The following is a 16,363-nucleotide window of genomic DNA, read 5'->3' as shown; positions in this document are numbered from 1 at the left end:
CCGCTGGCCCGAGCAAGACGAAAGCCGACCTGATGTCGGCCCAAAGACAAGACAGACGTCGGCACCAACAGCGCAACCCAGTGACGGACGGATGCGCCCCGTCATCGCGCGTATGAAGCGGTTCACATTCCGCTTCACAGATTTTCAGTAGCATGTCGTTCGCAAGACCGCGTGGCGTCTGCGATGCACGTCTTCAATTTGCAGCCATTTTTTGAGTGACATCCCTGTCATCACGCGGTTGTACTTCCGGCCTAATAAAACCCAAACGCAATTTTTTATTTCTCGTCTCTTTTTGAATCGTTCGTTCTCCAGGCTTGGGCTGCAAACCACGCAGCCCGGGCACGCGATGAATTTTGCCCAAGCACACATTTCGAGGTGACACATGGCACGCACCGCCAAGACCCGCAAAGCAAAACCCCACACACCGTCCAAGACCATCGACAACACCGGCGCGACCGAACTCGGAAAGCCGGTATTTTCGCAGCCGGAGCCGACGGAGGACCCGAAGAAGTTCGAGGTCAAGCATCCCTCCGACAACGCCGCGTACAAAGAGATCGACGAGCTCAACAAGGAACACAGGATCGCCGCGCTGCCGTTTCCTGCGCCGCGCGGCCTGCCCGAGCCGACGCTGACGCTCGCCGCAGCGCTTGGCACCGACGCGAGCGCATTGCAGAAACGGCTGACGGCCAACGGGCAGATCGTGTTTCACGCCACGGGCGACACCGGCTCTACGCGCGGCCCGGAAACGCAGAACCTCGTTGCCGACAAAATGGTCAACGACTTCACCGACGATGAAAAAGAAAGGCCGATGTTCTTCTTTCATCTCGGCGACGTCATCTACAGCTTTGGCGAGGCTGCCTATTACTACGATCAATTCTACGAGCCATATCGCAACTACCCCGCGCCGATCGTGGCGCTCGCAGGCAATCACGACGGCATGGTCGCGCCCAACACCAACGCCACCACGCTTGCCGCCTTCCTGGAGAATTTCTGCGCCAGCGAGTTCGAAGTCACCTCCGAGGCCGGCGGGCTCGCGCGCACCGCGCAAATTCAGCCGGGCGTCTTCTATACCTTCGAGGCGCCGCCATTCTTGCGCATCCTCGCGCTCTACAGCAATACGCTGGAAGATCCCGGCGTCATTGCCGACGACGCCATCGGCGATTCACAGCTGACTTATCTGGAAGCTGCGCTCAACCGCGTGAAGTCGGAGAAATTTGGCGGCGCGCTCGTCATCGCCCACCATCATCCCGCCTACACGGCCGGCAGCGTTCATGGCTGGAGCGAGCAGATGCTCTCGCAGATCGACGAAGTCTGCAGCAAGACCGGCGTCTGGCCGCATGCGGTGCTGTCGGGCCATGCCCACAATTATCAGCGCTTCACGCGCATGCATGGCAACACCCAGATCCCTTACCTGATTTGCGGCAATGGCGGCCACGCGCTTGCCAGGCTGATGCGCAAGAAAGGCGGTGCCTCCTTGCGAACGCCGCAAGCCCTGCAGGTGAAGGGCCATGCCGACAAGGTGATGTTAGAGAACTACGACGACCAGGATTACGGCTACTTGCGCGTCGTTGCGACGGCATCGCAGCTGCGCATCGAATATCACCCGGCGAGCGACGGCGAAGGCGCCAAGACGCCGGATGATTTCGTCACCGTCGATCTTGCCTCGCGCAAGCTCGTGCATTTCACGGGCTCATGATCGCCTGTTGTACCGGACAATCCGAAGGCCGCCTCGTCGGGGCGGCCTTTTGCTTGCTCGGGCAAATCAAAGCGAGGCCGACGTGTAAAGAGAGCATTAACCGCGCGGTTGTGAACATGCGCCGATCGAACCGCGCTGGTCCTTACAGATATCGCCTGCGCGCTATCCCGGCTATCATCGCGCCATATCCTTGCTCACCAACGGGCAATCAAGTGCGGGCATTCTGGAAGACCTTGCTCTTTTATGCACTGGTGGGGCCGCTGATCGGCCTGTTCGCGCTGCTGGTCGTGAGCGCTGTCGTGGCGGAATGGGAATCGATAACGCATGCGGTTGGCGTTCTCACAGCACGTGCGCACCGCCCGCCATGCGAACCGCCACATGACGGAATTTTCGATCTTCGTTGCTTTCAGCGCGAGGAGCCCCTCCATCTCTGGCCTACCGAGATCGGTGCGCCCAGCTTGAAAATACTCTCGCTGTACGTTTTTGGCGCTTACGCTATCGGATTTATTCCAGCGGCGCTGGCCGGCTTTCTCGTTGGCGGAATCAGGCTCTCCGATAACAAGTTTGGATTGAGGCAAGCGGTGCTGGTTGGCACACTGATCGGACTGACGACCGGTGCCGTTGCAGTAGCACAGGGGTCTCCTGGAATGGCGATGCGGGCTCTTGGGGTGGCGGCACTGCTGCTTTTCCTGTGCCTGTTTTCGACCGTCGTCTGTTGGCGCCTCACCGATCGATGGTGGCGAGGCGCCTAGTCGCGAGGCGGGGTCGCGAGCGGTCGCGATAGTCAGCTAGACCGGCGGGTCGTAGGCCTGGATCGGCGGCAGGTTGCCGTCGAAGCGTTGCACCTGGACCGTCGTCAGTTGGCCGGTGCAGCCCTGCGCCAGCGCCGATGTGCCGATGTCGCGCGTCAGCACGTTCGGATTGCCGTGAACGCAAAGCGGCTTGTCTTCGTCTGGATCGGCGGGGTCATACCAGGCGCCGGTCGGGAGCTGGATCACGCCGCGCCGGATGCCGTCCGTCAGCGTCACAGCCGCAAGGCAAGCGCCGCGTTCATTGAACAGGCGGATGATGTCGCCTTCCGAAATGCCGCACAGCTTTGCGTCGGCCGGGTGCATCGTTGCGACCTCACGGCCGCGATGCTTCGACGCGCCGCTGTGCCCGCCGAAATCGAACTGGCTGTGCAACCGCGTGCGCGGCTGGTTCGCGACCAGTACATAAGGTGTGGCCTCATTGGGCGCGTAAGCCGGCCCGAGCCAGGTGGGATGGCCCGGGCAATCAGCCTCACCAAAGCTGGCGATGGTCTCGGAATAGACTTCCAGCCGCCCGCTCGGCGTCGGCAGAGGATGTGCTTTTGGATCGTCGCGAAACGCACGCAGGTAGCCGCCGTCATCGGGCTGCTGCGGCAGGGAAAAGCCCTCCCCCGCCCAGAACTCGGCAAAGTTCGGCGCCGGCAATCCGGCTGCCGCAAGCCCCGCGCGCGTCGGCTCATAGAGATGTTCGAGCCACTGGCGCACGCTGCGCCCTTCCGTGAAAGCCTCGCGCGCGCCGAGCCGCTCGGCAAGGTCGGCGAAGATCGCGTAATCGTCGCGCGCCTCGCCATAGGGGGCGGCGACGGGCTGCATCGGCACCAGCAGCGGGTCATTGGCATTGCCGCCGATGTCTTCCCTCTCAAGTGTCATCGTGCAGGGCAGGACGATGTCGGCATGGCGCGCGGTCGCGGTCCAGGCAAGTTCGTGGACCACCAGCGTGTCGAGGCGCGCGAACGCCTTGCGCAGGCGGTTGAGGTCCTGGTGATGATGGAAGGGATTGCCGCCCGCCCAGTACACCAGCTTGATGTCGGGATAGGTCCTGGTCTCGCCGTTGTAGCGATAGGTCTCGCCGGGATTGAGCAGCATGTCGGCGATGCGCGCCACCGGAATGAAGTCGCGCACGCCGTTCTTCCCTTGCGAAAGGGTCGGCGTCGGCACCGCATTGTAGCGGCGTCCGTAATAGGCGATCGCGCCGAGCGCGTAGTTATAGCCGCCGCCCGGCAAGCCGATTTGTCCGAGCGCGGCGGCAAGCACCATGCCCATCCAGACCGGTTGCTCGCCATATTCGGCGCGCTGCAGCGAATGCGAGACCACAACGAGCGCGCGCTTGCCGTGGAGGCGACGGGCGAGCGCTGTGATCTCGTCCGCCGCAACTCCCGTGATGCGAGCCGCCCACGCCGCATCCTTCGGCTGGCCGTCGCTCTCGCCGAGCAGGTAGCGCTCGAACACCGGCCAACCCGCCGTGTAGCGCTCCAGGAAGGCCCGGTCGTGCTTGCTTTCGACGACGAGGGTGTGGACGATCCCCATCATCAGCGCGGTGTCGCTGCCGGGAATGCACGCGACCCATTCGGCCTTCGTCTCCTCAGGCAGGTCGGCGCGCAGCGGACTGACCAGCACGAAATTGCAGCCGCGTTGAGCCGCGCGCGCCATCGCGCCGCGCTCGACATGCTTGCTGATGCTGCCGCCGGCAACCATCGAGTTCTTCAAGGCCATGCCACCGAACGCAATCACGATCTCGCTGTGCTCGGCGATCTGTTCCCACGTGACGTTGCGCTTGGTGATGCCTTCGTAGTCGCCGATGATGTGCGGGATCAGCACCGACGAGGCGCCGGAGGAATAGGTGTTGACCGATTTTACGTAGCCGCCGCACGCGATATTCAGGAAACGATGGACCTGGCTCTGGGCATGATGGAAGCGGCCCGCGCTTGACCAGCCATAAGAGCCGCCGAAGATCGCGCCGGGGCCAATGCCGTCGCGGATGCGGGAAAGCTCCTTGCCGAGCAGGTCGAGCACGGCATTCCAGGACATCGGCACGAATTCATCGCGGCCGCGCCGCTCGTCCGCACCCGGACCGTTCTCCAGCCAGCCCCTGCGCACCATCGGCTGTGCGATCCGCGCGCGGTGACGCAGCGCTGCGGGAAAATTCTGGATGATGTCGTTCGGGTCGGGATCGTCCTTGTGCGGCCTGACCTCGAGCTCGCCGTCCTGCATCCGCGCCGAGAACACGCCCCAGTGCGAGGTGTGCGGGGTGAAGCCTGCCTCGGCTTCGTTGTTTCGTTCAGCGACTTTGGCTTCAGACATCGTCTAGCGCTCTTTCAAACCATCATACAATCTGGCGACTCCGGCTTTGCAGGAAAATAGCCGAAACAGAATTTGACTGCACGCGACTGGCAGTGCCCCAGAGTTCCAATACCCGGCTCATTTGTCCTGTTTTGGCTCCCCCGCCTCCTCTTCGGCCTTCTTGGGCGGCTTCGGCGGGCCTTCAACGGGGGGAAGCGATTTCACATACTCTGCGATCGCGGCCGTGTCGGCCTCCGGCAGTTGCGAGGTGTTCTTGATCACGCGCACCATCGACCCGCCGGCGGAATCGCCGTCCGGCGTTTGGCCGGTCCTGAGGAAATAGTCGATGTCCTTGGCGCTCCAGTCGGAGAGACCTTTCTGGGTGATGTTCGGCACCCAGCCCTTGCCTTCCGGATTGGGTCCGCCTGCGAAACGCTGAGCGGACTTGATGCCGCCGAGGACGTTGCGCGGGGAATGACATTCGGCGCAATGACCGAGACCATTGACGAGATAGGCGCCGCGATTCCACTGCGCGGAGTGCGCGGCATCAGCCATGAATGGCGTCGAATCGAAGAACAGCAGTTTCCAGACGCCGACATTGCGGCGGACGTTGAAGGGAAACGGCACGTCGTGATCGCGCACCTTGCCCGAGACCGGCGCGAGCGTTTTCAGATAAGCGAAGAGATCCTCGATGTCCGCGACCTTGGCATGCGCGTAGGACGTATAGGGAAAGGCCGGAAAGTAGTGGGTGCCGCGCGGCGAAATGCCTGTCCTCACGGCCGTGACAAAGTCTGCTTCGGTCCAGCGTCCGATCCCATCACTTTCATGTGGTGAAATGTTCGGCGCGTAGAACGTTCCGAATGGTGAAGGGATCGCAAGCCCTCCGCCAAGCTTCAAGCGGTCGGGCTGATCCGGCACCGCATGGCAGGAAGCGCAGCCGCCTGCATTGAAGACGATCTGGCCGTTAGCGAGGTCGGGCGCGTGAGCCGGACGCGTCACGACATCGCCGTGCACAATCGACGGCTCCGTCGCCAGCCAATAGGCGCCAAGGCCAATCGCAACGGCAATTGCGCCCCTGAGGAAAATTCGTCGCCGCATCACCGGTCCGTCATTTCTGGGGTCTCGCTATGTGGTCTTGGCGTAACCCCAGCGCCGGCCCAAAATTTCTTCGGTTTTGAGGCGGATTCCAGGAATAAAATTGGAACCCTGCTGTTGTGAAATTCGTACATTGCTGTGGATCATTCACACGCCGCGTCACAGGGAGAGAACCATGAACAAAGCCATATTCGCTACGCTTGCACTCGCCACTACCGTCGTCTTCGCCGGGCCCGCCTTTGCCGAAAAGTTCAAGGCGACGCTGGACGGCAAGTCCGAAGTCCCGCCGACCACTTCGACCGGCACCGGCACCGCCGACATCGACTACGACCCCGCCACCAAGAAGCTCTCCTGGAAGCTGACCTATAGCGGACTGACCGGTCCCGCGAAGGCCGCGCATTTCCACGGGCCAGCCGAGCCCGGCAAGAATGCGGGCGTTGCGGTCGCCATTCCCGGTGCGACGTCGAGCCCGGCCGAAGGCAGCGCGACGCTGACCGATGCGCAGGCTGCCGATCTCGAAGCCGGCAAGCTTTATGTCAACGTCCATACCGAAGCCAATGGCGGCGGCGAAATCCGCGGCCAGGTCGAGAAGGCGAAGTAGCGCAGCGCGCCCGCTCTTTTTTTCATCTGATTGCAATCCAGATAGTGAAGGGGTGAAAGCGATCAAGCTTTCACCCCTTTTTCACTTGATGGCGCCACTGCAAACCGCGCGTCCCTGTCGCGCGATCACTCGAGCTTGATGCGGAAGGTCTCGTGGCAGTTGCCACAGGCCTTGCCCATCGCCGGCGCGCTGACCTTCAGCGTATCAAGATTCGTGGTCTTGGACTTGGCCTCGGCGACGACCTTGGCGAACTCTTCGATCCTGGCGTTGAAGCCGGCCTTGTCTTCCCAGATCTTCGGCGACATCTCGTATTTGCCGCCGTCCGGTTTCAGTCCCTTGATGCTGTCCGGAAACATCGTCGGCAGCTTCTTGGCGGTTTCCTCGAGCTGCGCCAGCCCGGCCGTGACCGTGGCCTGGTCATATGGCTTCTCGCCCTTGACCATTGCGACCATGGCGCCAAGATTTTTCCCATTGGCCTTCATGGTGTCCTGGTTTTCCTTCACCACATTCTGCTGCGCGATCACAGCGCTCGCGCCCAGCAACAACGCTCCCGCGACCAAGGCAGTTCGTATCATCGGTTTGTTTCCCTTTGTTTCACTGTGCCCGTCAATATTTTTACCGATCTTCACAACACCGTATCAGGTGCTTCCTTCCGTCACTTCACTTGCGTATCGCTGTCACAGGCTATGCCGGCGCTGGTGCTCGCGGATCGCGATCCAGACCCGCTCGGGCGTCGCCGGCATGTCGATGTGGTCGATCTTGTACTCGCGCCAGAGCGCTTCGATGATGGCGTTGACAACAGCCGGACAGGAGCCGATCGCACCCGCCTCGCCCGCGCCCTTCACGCCGAGCGGATTGGTCGTGCACGGCACATTATGCGTTTCGAAGATGAAGGCTGGACCGTCGGATGCGCGCGGCAGCGCGTAATCCATGAAGGTACCGGTTTGAAGCTGGCCGTCGTTCGGACTATAGACCGCCTGCTCCATCAAGGCCTGACCGATCCCCTGCATCGCGCCGCCATGCACTTGCCCTGCGAGCAGCAGCGGGTTGAGAGTCACACCGAAGTCGTCGACGACGACGTAGTTGACGATTGCGATACTGCCGGTCGCAGGATCGATCTCGACTTCGGCAAGATGGGTGCCGTTCGGATAGGTGCCGTCGGCGGCGGTAAAGGTGGCGCTGGCGTTGAGTTTCGACGGATCGACCCCCGGGCGCTTGGCGAGATCTGCAAAGCTGATCGCGCGGTCGGTGCCGGCGACACGGATGGTGCCGCCGTCGATTTCGAGATCGCCTACGCCTGCTTCGAGCGCTTCGGCGGCGATCTCGCGCAGCTGTTTTCCAAGTTCGTTCGCGGCGCGCTGGACGCTGACACCGCCGGTCGGAATCGAGGACGAACCGCCGGTGCCAAGTCCGGTCGCGATCTTGTCGGTGTCGCCCTGGAAGACGTGGACGCGCTCCGCCGGCAGGCCGAACTGATCGGCAATGATCTGCGCATAGGCGGTCTGATGGCCCTGCCCGGTCGACTGCGTGCCGATCAGGATCGACACGTCGCCGTTCTGATCGAGCTCGACCTTCGCGGTCTCCTCGCCCATGGTGCCGCAAATTTCGACGTAGCTCGCAAGCCCGATGCCGCGAACGAGGCCCTGCTTCTTCGCCGCCTTGGCGCGCTTGGGAAACTCCTTCCATTGCGCGATGTCCATCGCCCGCTTCAGATGGGCTGCGAAGTCGCCGGAATCGTAGACCTTGCCGGTCGCGGTCTTGTAGGGCATCGCGCGCGGGGAGATGAAATTCTTGCGGCGGATCGCATCCACGCTCATGCCAAGCTTGCGCGCAGCCGCGTCGACCAGCCGCTCGATCACGTAAGCCGCCTCGGGGCGCCCGGCGCCGCGATAGGCGTCGACCGGCACGGTGTTGGTAAAGATGGTCCGTACGCGGCAATGGAAAGCCTGGATGTCGTAGAGGCCGGGCAGCATGCCGGCGCCGCCATGCGGAATGTACGGGCCGAAGGTCGACAGATACGCCCCCATGTCGCTCATGAGGTCGACGTCCATGCCGAGGAACTTCCCGTCTTCGCCAAGCGCCATCCGCGCTGTGGTGACGTTGTCGCGCCCCTGCGCATCGCCCATGAAATGATCAGAGCGATCCGCCGTCCATTTCACCGTCTTGCGAAGTTTTCGCGCAGCTACGGCAGCGAGGGCATATTCGCGGTAGGGAAACAGTTTCGTGCCGAACCCGCCGCCGACATCGGGACAGATCACGCGCATCTTTTCCAGCGGCATCTTCAGCACCATGCCGCCGATGATTTCGCGCAAGCGATGACTGCCCTGGCTGCCGATCGTCAGCGTCAGGTGGTCGCGCCTGGCGTCGTATTCGCAGACGACCGCGCGCGTTTCCATGAAATTGATGATGACGCGCGGATTGACGATGGTGATTTCCGCAACCGCATGCGCCTTCGCAAACGCGGCTTCAGTCGCCTTCTTGTCGCCGATCGAGACGTCGAACAGCACATTGCCCTTGTGCTGTGCCCAAACCTGCGGCGCATCGCCCTTGACGGCATTGCGAACGCCGGTCACGGCGGAAAGCGGCGTCCACTTCACCTCGATCGCCTCGATCGCATCGCGCGCGACATCGACGGTATCGGCAACGACGAACGCAACGGCGTCGCCGACATGGCGCACTTCGTCCTTGACCAGGATCGGGTAAGGCGGGCCGGTGAAGGGATTGTCTTCGAGATTGAACAGGCACGGCAGATCGCCGAGATCGCCGACGTCTTCGGCGGTGAGGATCAGCGCGACGCCGGGCAAACCGCGGGCGCGGCTCACATCGATGGTGAATTTCGCATGCGCATGCGGTGAGCGCAGCACCAGCGCATGCAACGCCTGCGGCGGCGTGAAATCGTCGGTATAACGGCCCTTGCCGCGGATGAGCACGTCATCCTCTTTGCGAAGCACGCTTTGACCGACACCGAATTTGACGGGAGCCATCCTGTTTCCGTTTTCCAGCTTGTCTCTGTTTATTCTTTGCGAAGCTTTGCCGCATAAATGCGGCCCAACCGGCCTCATATTGGCGCGGCTCGGCCGATCACGCAAACGCGCCGGCCCCCAAGGGATTTTAAGGCATTTTGAGCATTAACCCCTTACCAGCGACATCACCCAGCTTTTGCCGAACAGCAGCAGGATGGCGCCAAGGTAGACCACGCCGCCGACCGCGATCAGCAGCAAAAACGCAACTTCGTCATGCAGACTGCTCAAGCCCGCCATATGGGAGGCTGAAAGGTTGACCGTCAGCCAAAGCGCCGCGCCGAGCACGAGGCCGGCCGCGACAAATTTCGCCACCGATCGCAGAAGCGCTGAATCCAGTTCGAGATAGCCGGCGCGGACCGCAAAGATGATCACCAACGATAAATTGATCCAGGCGCCGATGGCTGTGGCAAAAGCGAGGCCGACCTGTGCAAGCGGCCCGACCAGGGCGATCTTCAGCGCGACGTTGACGGCAACGCCGATCAGCGCCGCCTTCACCGGCGTTGCCGTATCCCGCCGCGCGTAGAAGGTCGCAACCGCGCTTCGGATCAGGACGAAGGGAATGAGCCCGACGGCATAGGCGGCAAGCGTCGCGCCGGCGGCGGCCGCATCGCCCTTGGTGAAGGCGCCGCGGGCAAACATCGCCCGCATGATGGTGTCCGGCACCACCAGAAAGGCGGTCACGAACGGCACCGACAGCAACAACGTGAAATCGAAGGCGCGGCGCTGCTCTGCAAGCGCGCCCTGGTGATCCTCCGCGGTCAGCCGCCGCGACATTTCCGGCAGCAGCACCGTGCCGATCGCGATGCCGATCACACCGATCGGCAGCTGGTTGAGGCGGTCGGCATAATAGAGTGCCGACAGCGCGCCGGCCGGCAGGAACGTCGCGATGATGGTGTCGGCAAACAGCGCGACCTGCGTGCCCATCGAGCCGATGGTCGCAGGTCCGAGCGCGCGGAAGAAGGCGCGGACGTTTGCATCCAGCTTGATCGGCGCAAAGCGCGGCAGGCCGCCATGGGTGCCGAGATCGCCGGCGAGCAGGAAGTATTGCAGGAAACCCGAGATCAAAACGCCCCATGCCGCCGCGTGGCCCGGCGTCGGAAACCACACCGCGACCGCGAGCGTCGCCATCATCGATATATTGAGCAGGATCGAGGCGGCTGCCGCAGAGGCAAAGCGATGCATCACGTTGAGGATGCCGCCATAGAGCGTCACCAGCGTGATCAGCAAAAGATATGGAAACGTGATCCGCGTCAGTTCGATCGCGAGCTTGCGCTGCTCGGCATCATCGGTAAAGCCCGGCGCGAGCAAGCTCATCGCCTGCGGCATGAACAGCCAGGCGAGCACAAGCAATACGAGCTGCGAGACGAACAGCAGCGTGAAAATGCGATTGGCGAACAGGCTGGCCGCCTTCTCGCCCTCCTCGCCGCTGACATGGGCATAGGCGGGCACGAAGGCGGCGTTGAACGCTCCTTCCGCGAATATCGCCCGGAAATGGTTGGGCAGCCGCAGCGCCACGAAAAAGGCGTCGGCCGCGGGCCCGGCGCCGAGGATCGCCGCCAGCATGATGTCGCGGGCAAAACCGGTCAGCCGCGAAAGAAGCGTATAGCCGCCGACGGTGAAGATACGACCGAGCATGCGGTGCTTCTACAGCATGCGAGCGGCGCTTCAAAATGGCCGAATGGTGTCATGGCCGGGCTTGTCCCGGCCATCCACGTCTTTCTCGAAGCCGTACTCAGGCGCCGAAAAAGCCGCGCACCGCCGCAATCACCCGGTCCTGGCTCGCCTCGTCCAGATAGGCGTGCATCGGCAGGCTGATGACGTCAGACGACAGGCGCTCGCTGACCGCCAGACCGCCGTCGGCGACGGGATAATCCTTATACGCCGTCTGCTGATGCATCGACTTCGGATAGTAGATCGCGGTCGGAACGCCCTGTGCCTTCAGCGCCGCCGCAAAGGCGTCGCGGTCGGTCCCCTCAGGCAGGCGGATCGTGTATTGCGCCCAGACCGAGGTATGCCCCTTCGCCAGGCGCGGCACGGTGACGACGTTGCCAAGGCCCTGCGCGTAGCGCTCGGCGATCTTGTTGCGCGCAGCGATTTCGTCGTCGAAGATTTTCAGTTTCTCGAGCAGCACCGCCGCCTGGATCGTATCGAGACGGCCGGTGATGCCGAGGCGGATGTTGTCGTATTTTTCGGAGCCCTGGCCGTGCACGCGGATGCTGCGCAGCACCTCGGCCAAGGCGGCATCGTCGGTGAAGATCGCGCCGCCATCGCCATAACAGCCGAGCGGCTTTGCCGGAAAGAAGCTGGTGGCGGTAACGATGCCCATGCCACCGAGACGGCGGCCCTTGTAGCTCGCGCCAAAACCTTGCGCCGCATCGTCCAGCACGAACAGCCCTTCGGCTTCCGCGACCGCCAGCACCGCATCGTAGTCGGCGCTCTGGCCGAACAGATCGACCGCGATCACCGCGCGAGGCTTGAGGCCAAGCCGCCTCGCCGTCGCAATGCCGCGCTTCAGCGAGGCGGCATCGATGTTGAAACTCGCCTCGTCCACATCGACGAAAACAGGCGTTGCGCCGACGAGCGCCACGGCCTCGCCGGTCGCGCAGAACGTAAAGGACGGGCACAGCACCGCATCGCCGCGGCCAATACCTTTGGCCATCAGCACCATGATCAGCGCATCGGTGCCGCTGGCGCAGGTCACGACATGCTTGGCGCCGCAGTAGGCAGCGAGCGCGGCCTCGAGCGCGGCGACTTCCGGGCCATTGATGAACTGGCAATGCGCGAGCACGCGCGACACCGCCGCTTCCACCGCAGGACCAATCCTGCGCCGCTGCGCAGCGATGTCGATGAACGGAATATTTTCGAGGCGCAGATGCTGGTTCATGGAGCCTTGCGAGGTTTGGGCGGAAGACATTGTGGGCGATCGCTAGCCGACGACGCGGCGCGGTCCCTTGCGGGGCGGCGAGCTCGCCGCGGGCTTGGGCGGATTTTCCAGGCAGCGGATCGCGATCTCGAGGCTGGCGACGCCCTCGTCGCCGCTCACCGCAGGCTGACCGCCGCTGCGGACCGCGCGAAGGAATGCGATCAGTTCGGCGCGCAATGGTTCGTCATGGCCGACCGGCAGATGGCGCATCGAATAGCTGCCGTCCGGCTTGAAGCCGAAGCACTCCGTCACCTGACGGGTGAGCAGATCACCCATCACATATTTGCCGCGCGTCGCAACCGTTACGTTGCGCGCCTTGAACGGCGTCAGCCAGTTGGTGTTGATGTGGGCGAGCACGCCCGAGGCCGTTCTGAACTGCAATAGCGCGATGTCCTCGCGCTCGGCGACCGCACTGGAGAGTTGCGGCTGCACTTCGACAATGTCGGATTCGGTGAACCAGCGGATCAGGTCGATGTCGTGCACGGCAAGATCGATGACGACGCCGACATTGGACATGCGCGGCGGGAACGGTCCGACGCGGGTGATGCCGATGGACAGAATGTCTTCGCCCGTGATCGCCTGCTTGATGGCGGCGACGGCCGGATTGAAGCGCTCGACATGGCCGACCATCAAGGTGACCCCGGCGCGGGCCGCGGCGGCGACGATTTCGCTCCCCTCCTCGACCGAGGACGCGATCGGCTTCTCGACCATGATATGGATGTTGCGGGCGATGCAAGTGAGCGCGATTTCGTGATGCAGATGCGTGGGCGCTGCGATCGTCACCGCATCGACGCCCTCATTGAGCAATTCATCGAGGCTGGCAAAAGCGCGGCAGCCGACCAGCTCAGTGGCGCGCGTGCGATGCTCGAGGAGCGGATCGACGATGCCGACCAGCGTCGTGCCTGGCAGGCCTGCGAGCACGCGGGCATGGTTGGAACCCATGATGCCCGCGCCGATGACGCCGACACGAAGCTCCCCTTGCGCACCAGCCCTCTCGCCCGAGGCGACCACTTTTGAAACCATGAATTCCGACCCCTGTACCCCAACTCGCCGATCGAGCGCCGACCGGCCACGGAAGTCCAAAAATAGCGGCGCATGTCCCCTGCGCCGCCGCGAACTCTCTACCACGTCACCACAAGTGTGGCGAATGGTCGGCAACGATGTGCAAACACGTTTTGATTCAAAGAATTACATCAATCTCAGATGATTCGCCGCAAGTAGAGTGGGTTTGGCATTCGCAACCCGCCCCGCCGCCGAATCCTCAGGAACGGCGATAATCGTCCTCGATCCGGATGATGTCGTCCTCGCCGAGATAGCTGCCGGTCTGCACCTCGATCAGGTGCAGCGAGATCTTGCCCGGATTTTCAAGCCGGTGAACGGCGCCGATCGGGATGTAGATCGATTCGTTTTCGTGCACGGTCTTGACGGTTTCGTTCACCGTCACGCGCGCCGCGCCCTGCACCACGATCCAGTGCTCGGAGCGGTGATGATGCTTCTGCAGCGACAGCCGCCCACCCGGCTTGACGATGATGCGCTTGACCTGATGGCGATCGCCCATGTCGACCGACTGATAGGAGCCCCAGGGCCGATGCACCTTGAGGTGCTCTTCCGTCACCTGCGGCGCGACCGTCTTCAGTTTCGTGACCAGCCGCTTCAGCCCGTTGGCGTCCTTCTGGCGCGACACCAGGATGGCGTCCTGCGTCGCCACCACCACGAGATCGTCGACGCCTTCGAGCGCGACCAGCGCCTTGTCGGTCGAGACGTTGCAGTTGCGGGCATCTTCGAACACGGCTGCGCCTTGCGCGGCATTGCCCTGGCCGTCCTTCTCCGACAATTCCCACACTGCGCGCCATGAGCCGACATCGGACCAGCCGCAGGCGACCGGCACGACGGCGGCGCGCGCGGTCTTTTCCATCACGGCATAGTCGATCGAAATCGCGTTCGCCGATCCGAACGCGGCCTCGTCCAGCGTGACGAAACCGAGATCGCGGCCGGCCTTCGTCACCGCATCCGAGACCGCCTGCACGCTCGCCGCATCGAGGTTGCGATATTCGTCGAGCAGGACGGACGCGCGGAACATGAAGTTGCCGCTGTTCCAGAGATAGCCGGCCTTGACGTATTCGGCAGCTTTCGCAGCATCCGGCTTCTCGACGAACTGCTTGACGGCGCGAACCTTGCCCGACACGGCATCGCCCGGATTGATATAGCCGTATTCGGTTGCTGCACGCTCCGGCGTCACGCCGAAAGTGACGATGCGCCCGGCGTCCGCCGCGACCAGTCCCTCGCGGCAGGCCGCGACAAAGGCTGCGCTGTCATTCACGACGTGATCGGCGGCGAGCGCCAGCACCACGGCGTCGCTGGTGCGCGCCTCGGCAAAGGTTGCCCCTGCCGCAATCGCAGGTCCCGAATCCCGCCGCATCGGCTCGAGCATGATATCGGCCTCGCGGCCGATCTCGGCGAGCTGCTCGGCGACCATGAAGCGGTAAGCGTTGTTGGTGATCACGATCGGGCGGTCGAACAGCGCGGCGTCCGAGACCCGCAAGATTGTTTCCTGAAATGTCGAGCGCGTGCCGAACAGGGGCAAAAATTGCTTCGGGCGAACTTCGCGGGAGGCTGGCCAGAGCCGCGTGCCTGCGCCGCCGCACATGATCAGCGGAACGATCTTCTTGTCCATCAGCGCCTCGTCGTTTGGCAGCGGCTTAAGTGTTTGAATCCGCGATTTGTCTACCGGCAAATCGCCGGTAAATCCTCAAAAATCGGCATTAACCTTTGCGGCCACCGGTGATAGCGCCCCGTCCAGGCCGCCTCTTTAGCCGCCACCCCACCGGCCCCGCAACACCTGATTAACGCCCTATTGCCAGATCGGTCCTAAAACCATACCAAGGCGCTCAAAGTCTGGCGCGCGAATGGCGCGGCCTTCTTATGTCCCAAACCCACGCGAATGCGGGCGAAATGCGCCGGATTCTGTCTTCCGCGATCAAGATTCTGGTCTCAGGCGCGCTGCTTTATCTCGCGCTTCGCAAGGCCAATTTTGCTGATCTCGCTTCCCGTATCGATCTTTTCAGCGGCGCCTGGCTTTTCCTTGCCCTTGCGCTCACCTTTTTGCAGATTTTCGTCGGCGTCCTGAGGTGGCGCATCGTCAGCGCCGAATGCGGCGCGCCGCTGCCGCTCAGGCAGGCGATGCGCTACAACGTGATCGGAACCTTCTTCAACCAGACGCTGCCCTCCTCGATCGGTGGCGATGCCGTGCGGCTTTGGCTGGTGGCGCGCTCGGGCGCCGGTTGGCGAGCGGCGACCTATTCGATCTTCGTCGATCGCGCGGTCGGGTTGATTGCGCTCGCGATCGTCATCGTGGCCAGCCTGCCGTGGAGTTCCCGCCTGATCGTCGACGAGTACGGCCGCTCGGCGCTGATGCTGATCGATTTCGCCGCGCTCGCCGGAGGCGCCGGCTTTCTCATCGTCGGCGTGCTGCCCTGGCCATGGCTGAAGAAATGGTGGGGAACCCATCATATCCATGCCTGCGCGGTCATCGCCAACCGCGTCATCTTCAGCACGCGCAACGAGCCGGCAATCGCGATCTTTTCGCTTCTGGTCCACTTCCTCACGGTGTCGATCGCCTGGTGCGTCGTGCAATCGATCGCAGCGCCGGTGGGACTCGCTCAGACGTTCCTTTTGATTCCGCCGGTCATGCTGATCACGATGCTGCCGATCTCGATCGCCGGCTGGGGTGTCCGCGAGGCCACGATGGCGCTGGCGTTCGGCTATGCGGGCCTGGTGACGAACGAAGGCATCAACGTCTCGCTGCTCTACGGCGCGGTGACTTTCGTTGCGGGCGCGATCGGCGGGTTGGTGTGGATCTTTTCCGCCGAAAAGGCCGCGCGTGACAAGAACGCCGGGCCGGAGGCGATCGAGGCGGCGGAATGACCGGCTGCCTGG

The 16,363-nt window shown here is 63.0% G+C and carries 12 protein-coding genes; 4 read left to right on the top strand and 8 right to left on the bottom strand.

Features of this window, described 5'->3' with window-relative positions:
• Positions 1 to 382 precede the first annotated feature (382 nt).
• Together VFB05_RS24925 and VFB05_RS24920 are read left to right on the top strand one after the other, a co-directional pair.
• The gene (locus tag VFB05_RS24925; RefSeq protein WP_325017294.1) at positions 383 to 1,696 is read left to right on the top strand and encodes a metallophosphoesterase family protein; all 1,314 of its coding nucleotides are present in this window, start codon (positions 383 to 385) and stop codon (positions 1,694 to 1,696) included.
• Positions 1,697 to 1,908: 212 nt separating this feature from the next.
• A complete protein-coding gene (locus VFB05_RS24920; protein ID WP_325017292.1) occupies positions 1,909 to 2,448 on the top strand; it encodes a hypothetical protein in 540 nt (179 codons plus the stop codon).
• Between the two features lie 36 nt (positions 2,449 to 2,484).
• Here the strand turns inward: VFB05_RS24920 and VFB05_RS24915 are convergent, their stop codons facing one another.
• Positions 2,485 to 4,806, bottom strand: coding sequence for a molybdopterin guanine dinucleotide-containing S/N-oxide reductase (locus tag VFB05_RS24915; RefSeq protein WP_325017290.1), 2,322 nt, complete (start codon positions 4,804 to 4,806; stop codon positions 2,485 to 2,487).
• Between the two features lie 117 nt (positions 4,807 to 4,923).
• Positions 4,924 to 5,883 (bottom strand): cytochrome c, encoded by a 960-nt coding sequence (locus VFB05_RS24910; RefSeq protein WP_325017288.1) that lies wholly within the window; start codon positions 5,881 to 5,883, stop codon positions 4,924 to 4,926.
• Positions 5,884 to 6,055: 172 nt separating this feature from the next.
• Between VFB05_RS24910 and VFB05_RS24905 the strand changes: the two genes are divergently transcribed.
• A complete protein-coding gene (locus VFB05_RS24905; protein ID WP_325017286.1) occupies positions 6,056 to 6,481 on the top strand; it encodes a CHRD domain-containing protein in 426 nt (141 codons plus the stop codon).
• Positions 6,482 to 6,606: 125 nt separating this feature from the next.
• Here VFB05_RS24905 and VFB05_RS24900 read toward each other — a convergent pair whose 3' ends face one another.
• The 6 genes from VFB05_RS24900 to VFB05_RS24875 all read right to left on the bottom strand — a co-directional run bounded on the left by VFB05_RS24900 (position 6,607) and on the right by VFB05_RS24875 (position 15,101).
• Complete coding sequence (locus tag VFB05_RS24900; protein ID WP_325017284.1) at positions 6,607 to 7,056, bottom strand: cytochrome c; 450 nt, start codon at positions 7,054 to 7,056, stop codon at positions 6,607 to 6,609.
• A 102-nt stretch (positions 7,057 to 7,158) separates the two neighbouring features.
• A complete protein-coding gene (locus VFB05_RS24895) occupies positions 7,159 to 9,465 on the bottom strand; it encodes a xanthine dehydrogenase family protein molybdopterin-binding subunit (protein ID WP_325017281.1) in 2,307 nt (768 codons plus the stop codon).
• 144 nt (positions 9,466 to 9,609) lie between these two features.
• A complete protein-coding gene (murJ, locus tag VFB05_RS24890; protein WP_325017279.1) occupies positions 9,610 to 11,139 on the bottom strand; it encodes a murein biosynthesis integral membrane protein MurJ in 1,530 nt (509 codons plus the stop codon).
• A 97-nt stretch (positions 11,140 to 11,236) separates the two neighbouring features.
• Positions 11,237 to 12,388 carry a DegT/DnrJ/EryC1/StrS family aminotransferase gene (locus VFB05_RS24885; protein ID WP_325017365.1) on the bottom strand — a complete coding sequence of 384 codons (1,152 nt, stop codon included), beginning with the start codon at positions 12,386 to 12,388 and terminating at the stop codon, positions 11,237 to 11,239.
• Between the two features lie 42 nt (positions 12,389 to 12,430).
• Positions 12,431 to 13,450, bottom strand: a complete 1,020-nt coding sequence (locus VFB05_RS24880) for a Gfo/Idh/MocA family oxidoreductase (RefSeq protein WP_325017277.1) — start codon at positions 13,448 to 13,450, stop codon at positions 12,431 to 12,433.
• Positions 13,451 to 13,688: 238 nt separating this feature from the next.
• Complete coding sequence (locus tag VFB05_RS24875; RefSeq protein ID WP_325017275.1) at positions 13,689 to 15,101, bottom strand: mannose-1-phosphate guanylyltransferase/mannose-6-phosphate isomerase; 1,413 nt, start codon at positions 15,099 to 15,101, stop codon at positions 13,689 to 13,691.
• Between the two features lie 278 nt (positions 15,102 to 15,379).
• On the opposite strand from VFB05_RS24875, the gene VFB05_RS24870 reads away from it, so the two are divergent.
• The gene (locus VFB05_RS24870; RefSeq protein ID WP_325017273.1) at positions 15,380 to 16,351 is read left to right on the top strand and encodes a lysylphosphatidylglycerol synthase transmembrane domain-containing protein; all 972 of its coding nucleotides are present in this window, start codon (positions 15,380 to 15,382) and stop codon (positions 16,349 to 16,351) included.
• The last annotated feature ends 12 nt before the right edge of the window (positions 16,352 to 16,363 follow it).

Origin of the sequence: Bradyrhizobium sp. (assembly GCF_035652035.1) — a bacterium.
Lineage (GTDB): Bacteria > Pseudomonadota > Alphaproteobacteria > Rhizobiales > Xanthobacteraceae > Bradyrhizobium.
This window is presented reverse-complemented; position numbering and strand designations above follow the sequence as displayed.